Source organism: Agrobacterium salinitolerans, assembly GCF_027498475.1.
In the GTDB taxonomy this organism is placed as follows: Bacteria; Pseudomonadota; Alphaproteobacteria; order Rhizobiales; family Rhizobiaceae; genus Agrobacterium; species Agrobacterium salinitolerans.
In genome coordinates this window covers 265,980-278,072 of record NZ_JAPZLN010000004.1, presented here as the reverse complement: position 1 = coordinate 278,072, position 12,093 = coordinate 265,980, and the positions used below count along the sequence as shown (strand labels likewise).

The window sequence follows — 12,093 nt, the reverse complement described above, 5'->3', positions numbered from 1 at the left end:
AATGCTGCTCACACCGCGTCAGGAGGAAATCGTTGCGCTGGCGAAGGCCAATGGGCGGGTGCTGGTCGATGAGCTGGCGGCGCGGTTTTCGGTGACACCCCAGACGATCCGCAAGGACTTAAACGATCTCTGCGATACGCGGGTTCTGACCCGCATCCATGGCGGCGCGCTTTTTCCAAGCGGCAACGAAAACGTCAAATACGAGGCGCGTCGGGCGATAGCCTCTTCCGAAAAGCAGGCGATCGGCGCCGCCGCTGCCGCCCTCATCCCCAACAACTCGTCACTTTTCATCAATATCGGCACGACGACCGAAGCCGTGGGCGAAGCGCTGGCGGATCATCACGAGTTGATGGTCATTACCAACAACATCAATGTTGCCAACAGGTTGAGGGTCTTCCCCGGTATCGAGGTGGTGATTGCCGGTGGTGTCGTGCGCGGTTCCGATGGCGGTATCGTCGGCGAGGCGGCGGTGGATTTCATTCGCCAGTTCAAGGTGGATTTCGCCGTCATCGGCGTTTCGGCCATAGATGAGGACGGCGCCTTGCTGGATTTTGACTTTCGTGAGGTGAAGGTCGCGCAGGCAATCATCTCCAATGCGCGCCATGTCATTCTCGTGTCGGATTCGCTCAAATTCGAGCGCACGGCTCCGGTTCGTATCGGCCATCTTTCCCAGGTGCATACTTTCATCACCGATCATTGTCCGGTGGATTCGATCCGGTCCATCTGCGCCGATCATGACGTCCGGTTGATCGAAACCGAGACGCGCGAGTCCTGATCGGGACGATCTATCAATTTCGTTTGACATTCGTTTTGTCTTCGAATTAGATGTTCGTGCTTTCAATATGTCGATGGGGAGAGCGTCGATGAAAGCGCGGGAGGATTCATGTCTGACGAGGCAATTCACGATATTTTCGTGATCGGCGGCGGTATCAATGGCTGCGGAATCGCGCGTGATGCCGTCGGCAGAGGTTATTCCGTCGCACTTGCGGAAATGAACGATTTTGCCTCCGGCACGTCTTCCGCCGCTACCAAGCTCATACATGGCGGTTTGCGTTATCTCGAACATTACGAGTTTCGTCTCGTGCGCGAAGCGCTGATGGAACGTGAAGTGCTGTGGGCTATGGCGCCGCACATCATCTGGCCCATGCGCTTCGTACTGCCGTTCCAGAAGGGCGGGGTGCGCCCGGCCTGGCTCGTGCGTCTCGGGCTATTTCTGTACGACCATCTCGGCGGCCGCAAGCTTCTGCCTGCGACCCGCTCGCTCGATCTGCGCCGCGATCCCGCCGGGAAACCTTTGAAACCGATTTTTGCCCGCGCCTTCGAATATTCGGATGGCTGGGTGGACGATGCCCGCCTGGTGGTGCTGAATGCCCGCGACGCTGCCAATCGCGGCGCGCTCATCCTCAACCGGACGCAGGTGGTTTCAGCTCGGCGCGAAGGCGCCTTCTGGCGAGTCGAAACGAAAAATGCGGTCGGAGAGGCCAAGACCTACCGGGCGCGCATGCTGGTGAATGCCGCGGGTCCCTGGGTGGACAAGGTGTTGTCCTCGGCATTCGGCAAAAACAATGTCCATAATGTCCGCCTGGTGCAGGGCAGCCACATCATCGTGCGCAAGAAATTTTCCGATCCGCGTGCGTATTTTTTCCAGAATCCGGACGGGCGGATCATCTTCGCCATTCCCTATGAACAGGACTTTACGCTGATCGGCACGACGGATCGCGACTATACCGCCGACCCCCGGGCTGTTAAGATCAGCGAAGAGGAGATCAGCTATCTTTGCAATGCGGCGAGCGAATATTTCGCTGAACCGGTGAAGCCTGAGGATATCGTCTGGACCTATTCCGGCGTGCGCCCGCTATTCGATGACGGGGCATCGAAGGCGCAGGAAGCGACCCGCGATTATGTGCTGAAAACCGAAGGGGCGGAGGGCGAAGCGCCGCTCCTTAATATATTCGGCGGCAAGCTTACCACCTATAGGCGGCTTGCCGAACATGCTCTTGAAAAAATTGGCGATGCGCTGGGTGAAAAGGGTGCGCCATGGACGGCGGGTTCGCATCTGCCGGGTGGGAATTTCGGCGCGGAGGCCTACAACGCGGAAGTTTCGGCGCTGCGGTCGCGTTACCCCTTTCTTGAAGAGCGTCATGCGGAGCGGCTTGTGCGCTGCTACGGAACGGATGCGGCGGTACTGATCGGCGATGCCACAGAGGCGGCGGCGCTGGGGCGGTATTTCGGCGGTACGCTCTACGAAGCTGAGGTTCGCTGGCTGATGGCGCGGGAATGGGCGCTGACGGCCGAGGATATTCTGTGGCGCCGCACCAAGCAGGGCCTCTTTTTTACCCCGGAAGAGGTGCGTGCGCTGGAGGATTATGTCGAAGACATTGCAGGTGGGCGCTTAAGGGCAATCTGACGATCCGGATAAAAGCGGAGGAGGCTTTGGATCACCATGCTTGAATTGCGAAACGTCTCGAAGATGGTTGGCGGTGAATATCATATTCACCCGACCGATCTGACGTTGCAGCGCGGAAGCCTGAACGTCCTGCTTGGACCGACACTTTCGGGCAAGACGACGCTGATGCGGCTGATGGCCGGGCTGGACAAGCCGAGCGCCGGCTCGATCTTTTTCAATGGCGAAGACGTAACGGGTTTTCCGGTGCAGAAGCGCAACGTCGCCATGGTCTATCAGCAGTTCATCAACTATCCGGCGCTCAGCGTTTATGAAAACATCGCCTCGCCCATGCGCGTTGCCGGCAAGGACCAGGCGACCATCGACAGGGAAGTGAGGAAAGCCGCCGAGCTTTTGAAGCTGACGCCCTATCTAGACCGTACGCCGCTCAATCTTTCCGGCGGCCAGCAGCAGCGCACAGCACTCGCCCGCGCCATCGTCAAAAATGCCGATCTGGTGCTGCTTGATGAGCCGCTGGCCAATCTCGATTACAAGCTGCGCGAAGAGCTGCGCGAGGAGCTGCCGCGCATCTTCGCCGAATCCGGCGCCATTTTCGTTTATGCCACCACCGAACCTTCCGAGGCGCTGCTTTTGGGCGGCAATACCGCAACGCTCAACGAGGGCAGGGTAACGCAGTTCAGCCACACCATCGAGGTTTACCGGCGTCCGGTGGATATCGTCACCGCCGAAATTTTTGCGGACCCGCCGCTCAATACCATCGAGGTCGTCAAGGCGGGCGGCGCATTCACCCGTGCCGACCAGGCGGTAATTGCGGTGCCCGCGCATCTTGCCGCCGTGCCGGATGGACCTTTGACCATCGCTTTCCAGCCGCATCATCTTTTCCCGCAAGCGAAGGGCGAGGCCCGCCAGTCGATCCGGGCGCGGACGCTGATTTCGGAAATCGCCGGATCGGAAAGCTTCGTGCATGTAGAATTTTCGGGCCGGCGCTGGGTCATGCTGGCGCATGGCATTCACGACATCGAGCCGGACAGGGACATAGAACTGTTTCTCGATACAAAACACCTGATGGCCTTTGACGCGAATGGCCGCGCCATCGGCAAAGCGGCTTGAGGGAGATCGATCATGGCACGCATCACGCTCGATCACATCCGCCACGCTTATAACGCAAAGGCGCAGGCTGCCGGCGACTATGCGCTGAAGGAAGTCCACCATGAATGGGAAGACGGCGGGGCCTACGCGCTGCTGGGGCCTTCCGGCTGCGGCAAGACCACGCTGCTCAACATCATTTCCGGGCTGCTGCGCCCCTCCGAAGGCCGCATCGCTTTTGACGGAACCGACGTGACGGATTTCGCCACGGAAGACCGCAATATTGCGCAGGTGTTCCAGTTCCCGGTCGTTTACGACACGATGACGGTCTACGACAATCTGGCCTTTCCGCTGCGCAACCGGCATGTGCCGGAAGCCGAAGTCGACCGCCGGGTGCGGGAAATCCTGGAAATGACCGATCTTTCCGGCATGGCCAAACGCCATGCGCGTGGTCTGACGGCGGATCAGAAACAGAAGATTTCGCTGGCGCGCGGGCTGGTGCGGTCCGATGTCAACGCGATCCTCTTCGATGAGCCGTTGACGGTCATCGATCCGCACATGAAATGGGTGTTGCGCTCGCAGCTGAAGCGGTTGCACCGGCAATCCGGTTTCACCATGGTCTATGTGACCCACGACCAGACCGAAGCGCTGACCTTCGCCGACAAGGTTGTGGTCATGTATGACGGGCAGATCGTCCAGATCGGCACGCCGGCTGAGCTCTTCGAGCGGCCGGGCCATACATTCGTCGGTTATTTCATCGGCTCGCCCGGCATGAACGTGCTGCCCGCCAGTATCGCCGGCGCGACCGCAATGGTCGGCGGCCTCGACGTACCGCTGGCCGGTGCGCCAAAGGTTGAGGGAGGGCAACGCATCGAGATCGGCATCCGTCCAGAATTTGTCCGGCTGGAACGGGGCGGCATGCCCATCATTGTCGACAAGGTCGAGGATATCGGCCGGCAGAAGATCGTGCGCGCCCGGTTTGCCGGACAGAAGCTTGCGATTGTCGTTGCCGAAGACGAGGAAATCCCGGCTGAAGCGGGCGTTCGCTTCGATCCGGCCGCCATTGGCGTCTTCGCCGATTCCTGGCGTGTAAAGATGGGGGCCTGACCATGGAAAAGAGCTGGAACAACAAGGCATGGTTCATGGTGCTGCCGGTGCTGGTGCTGGTCGCCTTTTCCGCCGTCATTCCGCTGATGACCGTCGTGAATTATTCGGTGCAGGATACGTTCGGCAATAACCAGTTCTTCTGGGCGGGAACGCAATGGTTCGAGGACATTCTCCGTTCCGCCCGTTTCTGGGATGCGCTGGGCCGCAACCTTTTGTTTTCCGGCATTATTCTGGCGATTGAAATTCCGCTCGGCATCTTCATCGCGCTCAAGATGCCGAAGTCCGGCATCGGCGTGCCCGTCTGCCTTGTCACCATGGCGCTGCCGCTGCTGGTGCCGTGGAATGTCGTCGGCACGATCTGGCAGGTTTTCGGCCGCAGCGATATCGGTCTGCTCGGCTATTACGCCAATCAACTCGGGCTCGATTACAACTATGTCAACGATCCGGTCGATGCGTGGATCACCGTGGTCATCATGGATGTCTGGCACTGGACGAGCCTTGTCGTGCTTCTGTGTTACGCCAGTCTCGTCTCCATTCCGGACGCCTATTATCAAGCGGCAAGGATCGATGGCGCGTCGCGTTTTGCGGTGTTCCGGTACATCCAGCTGCCGAAGATGAAGCGGGTACTGCTGATCGCCTTCCTGCTTCGCTTCATGGACAGTTTCATGATCTATACCGAGCCTTTCGTTGTCACCGGCGGCGGCCCGGGCAATTCCACGACCTTCCTGTCGATAGATCTCGTTAAGGTTGCGCTCGGCCAGTTTGACCTCGGGCCGGCGGCAGCCATGTCGCTGATCTACTTCCTCATCATCCTGCTGCTGTCCTGGGTGTTCTACACCGTCATGACCAGCCACGACGCGGAGACTTGAGACATGAGCGCCTCGAATGTCACCACAAGCGTGGAGCGCAACGGCATCGGCAGTTCGCCGGTGAGAGCGAATGCGACGGGGCGATCCGGACTTGCCGTCAATGCGCGGCGTCGCCGCCATGGGCCGTCGCGTTTTTCCTGGCTGGTCCCGACGATCTATATCCTGCTGCTGCTTGTTCCGATCTACTGGCTCGTCAATATGAGCTTCAAGACGAACACGGAAATCGTCTCGTCCATGACGCTTTATCCGCATGAGCCGACGTTGCAGAACTACCGGACGATCTTTACCGATTCGTCCTGGTATTCGGGCTATATCAATTCAATCATCTATGTCGTGATGAACATGGTGATTTCGGTCGCGGCTGCGCTGCCGGCGGCCTACGCCTTCTCGCGTTATCGTTTTCTGGGCGACAAGCACCTGTTCTTCTGGCTTTTGACCAACCGCATGGCGCCGCCCGCCGTCTTCGCGCTGCCCTTCTTCCAGCTGTATTCGGCTTTCGGGCTGATCGATACGCATATAGCCGTGGCGCTGGCGCATTGCCTGTTCAACGTGCCGCTGGCGGTGTGGATTCTCGAAGGCTTCATGTCCGGCGTGCCGAAGGAAATCGACGAGACCGCCTATATTGACGGCTACTCCTTCCCGAAATTCTTCGTGAAGATTTTCATGCCGCTCATCGCTTCCGGCATTGGTGTCGCCTGCTTCTTCAGCTTCATGTTCTCGTGGGTCGAGCTTCTGATCGCCCGCACGCTGACGACGACGGACGCAAAACCGATCGCTGCGACCATGACACGCACCGTTTCGGCCGCCGGTATGGACTGGGGCTTGCTTGCCGCCGCCGGCGTGCTGACGCTGATCCCCGGCGCGCTGGTGATCTGGTTCGTGCGCAATTATATCGCCAAGGGCTTTGCGCTCGGGAGGGTTTGACCATGATGAAGATGCCCGATTTTACCTGGATGGCGTGGACTTGGCAGACGGGTGCGTTTTTCGGCGCTATCGCCGTGCTGCTCGTCGGCATGTGGGTGTGGGAGCAACTCTCGCCCGGCGGCAATCCCCGCTTCGGCCTGTTGCGCTTCGAGACCACGCGGGGCGACAGGTTGTTCATCTCGCTGCTCGGCAGCGCCTTCATTCATCTCGCATGGCTCGGGCTGGTCGGCCCGAACCTGTGGTGGGCTCTCGCTCTATCCTTGGTCTACGCCATCGGCGTTTTCCGTTTTGTCTAGAGCAGGAAACGGTGCGGCGGAGGAAAACCGCACCCGTAGACTTCATGCAATCGCAAACCCTTGGGAGGACTGATATGCGACGGCATTTGATGACGACGACGGCGGCCATGCTGCTGGCAATGACGGGTTCCGCTTTCGCCGGAATGGAGGAAGCAAAGCAGTTTCTGGATAAGGAAATCGGCGACATGTCGTCCCTTTCCCGTGCGGATCAGGAAAAGGAGCTGCAATGGTTTGTCGATGCCGCGAAACCTTTTGCGGGCATGGAAATCAAGGTCGTTTCGGAATCTCTGACGACCCATGAATACGAATCCAAGGTTCTGGCCCCGGCCTTCACCGCCATTACCGGCATCAAGGTCACGCACGACCTGATCCAGGAGGGTGACGTTGTCGAAAAAATCCAGACCCAGATGCAGACCGGCCAAAACCTTTATGACGGCTGGGTCAACGATAGCGACCTCATCGGCACCCATTGGCGCTACCAGCAGGTGCGCAACCTGACCGACTTCATGGCCAATGAAGGCAAGGACGTCACCAATCCCGGTCTCGACCTTAAGGACTTCATCGGCAGCGCCTTTACGACGGCGCCGGACAAGAAGCTCTACCAGCTTCCGGATCAGCAGTTCGCGAACCTCTACTGGTTCCGTTACGACTGGTTCAACGATGAAAAGAACAAGGCCGATTTCAAGGCTAAATACGGGTATGACCTCGGCGTGCCGGTCAACTGGTCGGCCTATGAGGATATTGCCGAATTCTTCACCGGCCGGGATGTCGACGGCAAGAAGGTCTTCGGCCATATGGACTATGGCAAGAAGGACCCGTCGCTCGGCTGGCGCTTCACAGATGCCTGGCTTTCCATGGCCGGCAACGGCGACAAGGGCCTGCCGAATGGTCTGCCCGTCGATGAATGGGGCATCAAGGTCAACGACAAGTCGCAGCCGGTCGGCTCCTGCGTGGCGCGCGGCGGCGATACCAACGGTCCGGCTTCGGTCTACTCCATCGAGAAATATCTTGAATGGCTGAAGAAATATGCGCCGCCGGAGGCGCAGGGCATGACCTTCTCCGAATCCGGTCCGGTGCCGGCGCAGGGCAATATCGCCCAGCAGATCTTCTGGTATACGGCGTTTACCGCCGATATGGCCAAACCCGGCCTGCCGGTCGTGAACGAGGACGGTTCGCCGAAATGGCGTGTCGCACCTTCGCCACATGGCGTCTACTGGAAGGACGGCATGAAACTCGGTTATCAGGATGTGGGTTCGTGGACGCTGATGAAATCCACCCCCGACGACCGCGCCAAGGCCGCCTGGCTCTACGCGCAGTTCGTGACCTCCAAGACCGTGGATGTGAAGAAGAGCCATGTGGGCCTGACCTTCATTCGCGACACCACCATCCACCACAAGAGCTTCACGGACCGGGCCTCCAAGCTCGGCGGTCTCATCGAGTTCTATCGTTCGCCGGCCCGCGTGCAATGGTCGCCGACCGGCACCAACGTTCCAGATTATCCGAAGCTGGCGCAATTGTGGTGGCAGGCGATCGGGGATGCTTCGTCGGGTGCGAAAACCGCGCAGGCCGCGATGGACTCTCTCTGCGCCGAGCAGGAAAAGGTCATGAGCCGTCTGGAACGCGCTGGCGTGCAGGGCGATATCGGCCCGAAGCTGGCGGAAGAGCACGATATCGAATACTGGAACAAGGATGCCGTTTCGAAGGGCAATCTGGCGCCGCAGTTGAAGATAGCCGACGAAAAGGAAAAGCCGGTCACCGTCAACTACGACGAACTGGTCAAAAGCTGGCAGAAGTGATTTCTGCGTAAAATCTGAAACCGGGGCGGCTTGCCGCCCCGGTCATTGCGTCTGAAAGGGAGTGGCATGATGGGCGGTTATATTCTGGCGATCGATCAGGGAACGACATCGACACGGTCGATGGTCTTTGATCGCGACATGCGGGTCATCGGTGTCGGGCAGCGAGAATTTCCGCAACATTTCCCGGCCTCGGGCTGGGTTGAACACGATGCCGAGGATATCTGGAGAAGCGTGCTCGAAACCATTCGGCTGGCGCTTGCCGATGCCGGCATCGCCGCCTCCGATATCGAGGCGATCGGCATTACCAACCAGCGCGAAACGACGGTACTGTGGGACAGGAACACGGGCGAGGCCGTGCATCGGGCCGTGGTCTGGCAGGATCGGCGCGCCGCGCCCATCTGCGAGGATCTAAAACGCCGGGGACTTGAGCCGCTGTTTTCGAAAAAGACCGGTCTGTTGCTCGATCCCTATTTTTCCGGCACGAAGCTGAAATGGCTTCTGGACAGCGTCAGCGGTCTTCGCGAAAAAGCCGTGAAGGGAGAAATCTGCTTCGGCACTGTCGACAGTTTCCTGATTTATCGCCTGACTGGCGGCCGCCGCCATGTCACCGACGCCACCAATGCCTCGCGGACGCTGATCTACAATATCGAAGAAAATACATGGGACGATGAGCTTCTGTCGATCCTCGACATTCCCAGCGCCATGCTGCCGGAAGTGCTGGATTGCGCCGCCGATTTCGGCGTGACCGACAAGTCGTTGCTGGGCGCGGAAATTCCGATTCTGGGTGTGGCCGGCGACCAGCAGGCAGCCGTCATCGGCAATGCCTGCTTCGAACCGGGCATGATGAAATCCACCTACGGCACGGGCTGCTTTGCGCTCCTTAATACCGGCACGGATCGCGTCGCCTCGACCAACCGGCTGCTGACGACCATCGCTTACCGTCTCGACGGTGTCACCACCTATGCGCTGGAAGGCTCCATTTTCATTGCCGGTGCCGCCGTGCAATGGCTGCGCGATGAGCTTGGTTTCATCTCGGTCGCTTCCGAGGTTAGCGCACTTGCGGAAAAGGCCGACGCCCATCAGCGTGTCTATCTGGTTCCGGCCTTCACCGGTCTTGGCGCGCCCTATTGGGACGCGGAGGCCCGTGGCGCGATCTTCGGCCTGACGCGCGGCACGGGCCCGGCTGAATTTGCCCGCGCGGCGCTGGAAAGCGTCGCCTATCAGACCTTCGACCTGCTGGACGCCATGCGCAAGGACTGGGCGGGTGACAACGGCAAGACAGTGCTCCGGGTCGATGGCGGCATGGTTGCCTCCGATTGGACCATGCAGCGCCTGGCGGATATTCTCGCCGCACCGGTCGATCGGCCGGTTTTTCTGGAAACGACCATTCTTGGAGCGGCCTGGCTTGCCGCCTCACGCGCCGGCATCTGGCCGGACCGCAAGGCCTTTGCTGAGCATTGGCGGCGTGATCGCCGTTTCAGCCCCGCAATGGAAGAGGCCGAAAGGAAAGACGCCATTGCCGGCTGGCGCGATAGCGTCGGCCGCTGCCTGTCGCGACGGGAGAATTGAACAGGCTACACGAAACTGCCGGGTGCGATGCTCTTGCTGGAAACGAGATCGGAAAGCGCGCGCACCAGCTTCGCATCCGCGCCCTTGCTTGGTTGAAGCACGAATTCCACGTCCTCCAGAGGCGGTAGCACGCCTGAGGTAATTTCCTTCAGGCCTGCCGGTGCCATGCTGCGCGGCTGCACCAGAATGCCCATGCCCGCCCTTGCTGCCGCGGTCAGCCCGCTGAGACTGCCGCAGGTGCAGACGATCCGCCAGGCGAGGCCGGCCCGGTCGAGCGCCTCCTGCGCCGCCTTTCGGGTGATGCTCGGCGGCGGAAAGGCAATCAGCGGCAGCGCATCCGGCTGGTTCAGCATCCGCTCCGGGTCGCGCGCCAGCCATACGAGCGGTTCGCGGTAGAGAAAGTGCCCGAGCTTGTCGCCAAGACGGCGTTTGGCGAGCACCACATCCAGTTCACCATTGTCCTGCATCTGGTAAAGCACGCCGCTCAGCGAAACCGTCAGCTCCAGATCGACCAGTGGATAAAGGCGGATGAACTCCTCCAGAATGGCCGTCAGCCGGCTGGCGACGAAATCTTCTGACACACCGAGCCTTAAGCGCCCGCGCAGGCGGTTTTCGCTGAACAGCGATGAGACCTTGCTGTCGATATCAAGCATGTTGCGGGCGTAACCGAGGAGCGCCTCACCTTCACCCGTCAGTTTTACCTGATGGGTGCTGCGCGCGATCAGCCGGCGGCCAAGTGCGGTCTCAAGCCTTTGAATATGCTGGCTGACAGTGGACTGGCCAATCCCCAGCCGTTCGGCCGCCAGCGTGAAGCTGCCGGTCTGGTGAAGCATCACGAAGCTCGCAAGATGTTGAAGGTTCAGCATTATCCTGAATCGCGATAACTGTTAATCTTTGCATCGGAATTCATGATGAGCGATAGTAACGCGCGTTTCAAGCAAACCGATGCCGGAAAGACCTCCCATGACCCGCTTCCTACCTGATCGCTTCACCATGATGCTGGTGGCCACCGTACTTTTGGCTTCCATTTTGCCGATCAGCGGTGAGCCGGCGGAGTATTTCGGGCTGGCGACAAAACTCGCGATAGCGTTGCTGTTTTTCCTCCACGGCGCGCGGCTTTCCCGGGATGTGGTGATTGCCGGTATCCTGCACTGGCGCCTGCATCTGGCGATCCTTCTCGTGACCTTCGGCCTGTTCCCGCTGCTCGGCGTGGCGATCGGTTTCATTCCCGAGAATATTCTGCCTGCCCCGCTTTATATGGGCATGTTGTTCCTCTGCGTGCTGCCATCCACCGTGCAGTCCTCCATTGCCTTCACCTCCATGGCGGGCGGAAACGTGCCGGCGGCAATTTGTTCTGCCTCCGCTTCGAATATTTTCGGCATGTTCCTCACCCCGCTGCTGGTCGGCCTGCTGTTTACGGTGGGCGGCCATGGTGGTGGATTTTCGCTGGATGCGTTTCTGCAAATCTTCCTGCAACTGCTTCTGCCCTTTATCGTCGGTCAGGTTTTGCAGCCGTGGATCGGCGACTGGATCAGGGCGCGCAAGAAATTGCTGGCGCCGGTCGATCGCGGCTCCATCCTTATGGTCGTTTATCTCGCTTTTTCCGATGCGGTTATCGAAGGCATCTGGCACACATTTTCGCTCAGGGATATTGGCGTGGTCATCGTCATCAATATCCTGCTGCTGGCGCTTGTTCTGTGCGTGACGATGTTCGGCAGCCGTTTGCTGGGTTTCGACAAGGCCGATGAAATCACCATCACCTTCTGCGGTTCGAAAAAGAGCCTCGCCAGCGGCGTGCCCATGGCGGGCGCCATCTTTGCCAGCCAGAGCATCGGCGCGATCGTCCTGCCAATCATGCTTTTTCATCAGATTCAGCTGATGGTCTGCGCGGTTCTGGCTCAGCGTTACGCGCGCAAGGCCCATGAAAAAGCGGCGATGCCGGAACCGGTTGCCACGGAAGGCGCGGCTGCTTCCAGCCGCTGACGCGAGGGTTCTCCGCAAATAAAACGGCCCCATGAAGGGGCCGTTCGTTTTGCATGAAG

The 12,093-nt window shown here is 59.6% G+C and carries 11 protein-coding genes; 10 read left to right on the top strand and 1 reads right to left on the bottom strand.

The annotated features are described in order from the left end of the window. Position 1 precedes the first annotated feature (1 nt). The 9 genes from O9X91_RS16505 to glpK all read left to right on the top strand — a co-directional run bounded on the left by O9X91_RS16505 (position 2) and on the right by glpK (position 10,051). Positions 2-775, top strand: coding sequence for a DeoR/GlpR family DNA-binding transcription regulator (locus tag O9X91_RS16505; RefSeq protein ID WP_269833617.1), 774 nt, complete (start codon positions 2-4; stop codon positions 773-775). A gap of 108 nt (positions 776-883) precedes the next feature. Then, on the top strand, positions 884-2,407 hold the full coding sequence (locus tag O9X91_RS16500) for a glycerol-3-phosphate dehydrogenase (protein ID WP_269833616.1): 1,524 nt from the start codon (positions 884-886) through the stop codon (positions 2,405-2,407). Positions 2,408-2,443: 36 nt separating this feature from the next. Next, positions 2,444-3,514, top strand: a complete 1,071-nt coding sequence (locus tag O9X91_RS16495; protein WP_269833615.1) for an ABC transporter ATP-binding protein — start codon at positions 2,444-2,446, stop codon at positions 3,512-3,514. A 12-nt stretch (positions 3,515-3,526) separates the two neighbouring features. Continuing rightward, positions 3,527-4,597 (top strand): ABC transporter ATP-binding protein, encoded by a 1,071-nt coding sequence (locus tag O9X91_RS16490; RefSeq protein ID WP_137411291.1) that lies wholly within the window; start codon positions 3,527-3,529, stop codon positions 4,595-4,597. 2 nt (positions 4,598-4,599) lie between these two features. Continuing rightward, entirely contained in the window at positions 4,600-5,466 is an 867-nt protein-coding gene (locus tag O9X91_RS16485; RefSeq protein WP_077983251.1) for a carbohydrate ABC transporter permease, read from the top strand. Positions 5,467-5,469: 3 nt separating this feature from the next. Then, positions 5,470-6,390: a carbohydrate ABC transporter permease gene (locus O9X91_RS16480; protein WP_077983252.1), complete on the top strand. Its 921-nt coding sequence runs from the start codon at positions 5,470-5,472 to the stop codon at positions 6,388-6,390. 2 nt (positions 6,391-6,392) lie between these two features. Continuing rightward, the gene (locus tag O9X91_RS16475; RefSeq protein WP_077983253.1) at positions 6,393-6,686 is read left to right on the top strand and encodes a DUF2160 domain-containing protein; all 294 of its coding nucleotides are present in this window, start codon (positions 6,393-6,395) and stop codon (positions 6,684-6,686) included. Between the two features lie 74 nt (positions 6,687-6,760). Then, positions 6,761-8,482, top strand: a complete 1,722-nt coding sequence (locus O9X91_RS16470; protein WP_077983254.1) for an ABC transporter substrate-binding protein — start codon at positions 6,761-6,763, stop codon at positions 8,480-8,482. Positions 8,483-8,551: 69 nt separating this feature from the next. Further along, positions 8,552-10,051: a glycerol kinase GlpK gene (glpK, locus tag O9X91_RS16465; RefSeq protein ID WP_077983263.1), complete on the top strand. Its 1,500-nt coding sequence runs from the start codon at positions 8,552-8,554 to the stop codon at positions 10,049-10,051. 5 nt (positions 10,052-10,056) lie between these two features. Here the strand turns inward: glpK and O9X91_RS16460 are convergent, their stop codons facing one another. Beyond that, positions 10,057-10,917: a LysR family transcriptional regulator gene (locus tag O9X91_RS16460; protein ID WP_269823878.1), complete on the bottom strand. Its 861-nt coding sequence runs from the start codon at positions 10,915-10,917 to the stop codon at positions 10,057-10,059. Between the two features lie 97 nt (positions 10,918-11,014). Here O9X91_RS16460 and O9X91_RS16455 point away from each other — a divergent pair, with 97 nt between their 5' ends. After that, complete coding sequence (locus tag O9X91_RS16455) at positions 11,015-12,034, top strand: bile acid:sodium symporter family protein (protein WP_269833614.1); 1,020 nt, start codon at positions 11,015-11,017, stop codon at positions 12,032-12,034. Positions 12,035-12,093: the final 59 nt, after the last annotated feature.

What these genes read in the sequence shown, in the direction of transcription:
- O9X91_RS16500 (WP_269833616.1), top strand. Translation starts at nt 884, where the DNA reads ATGTCTGACGAGGCAATTCACGATATTTTCGTGATCGGCGGCGGTATC.
- O9X91_RS16490 (WP_137411291.1), top strand. Translation starts at nt 3,527, where the DNA reads ATGGCACGCATCACGCTCGATCACATCCGCCACGCTTATAACGCAAAG.
- O9X91_RS16485 (WP_077983251.1), top strand. Translation starts at nt 4,600, where the DNA reads ATGGAAAAGAGCTGGAACAACAAGGCATGGTTCATGGTGCTGCCGGTG.
- glpK (WP_077983263.1), top strand. Translation starts at nt 8,552, where the DNA reads ATGGGCGGTTATATTCTGGCGATCGATCAGGGAACGACATCGACACGG.
- O9X91_RS16475 (WP_077983253.1), top strand. Translation starts at nt 6,393, where the DNA reads ATGATGAAGATGCCCGATTTTACCTGGATGGCGTGGACTTGGCAGACG.
- O9X91_RS16460 (WP_269823878.1), bottom strand. Translation starts at nt 10,917, where the DNA reads ATGCTGAACCTTCAACATCTTGCGAGCTTCGTGATGCTTCACCAGACC.
- O9X91_RS16505 (WP_269833617.1), top strand. Translation starts at nt 2, where the DNA reads ATGCTGCTCACACCGCGTCAGGAGGAAATCGTTGCGCTGGCGAAGGCC.
- O9X91_RS16495 (WP_269833615.1), top strand. Translation starts at nt 2,444, where the DNA reads ATGCTTGAATTGCGAAACGTCTCGAAGATGGTTGGCGGTGAATATCAT.
- O9X91_RS16470 (WP_077983254.1), top strand. Translation starts at nt 6,761, where the DNA reads ATGCGACGGCATTTGATGACGACGACGGCGGCCATGCTGCTGGCAATG.
- O9X91_RS16480 (WP_077983252.1), top strand. Translation starts at nt 5,470, where the DNA reads ATGAGCGCCTCGAATGTCACCACAAGCGTGGAGCGCAACGGCATCGGC.
- O9X91_RS16455 (WP_269833614.1), top strand. Translation starts at nt 11,015, where the DNA reads ATGACCCGCTTCCTACCTGATCGCTTCACCATGATGCTGGTGGCCACC.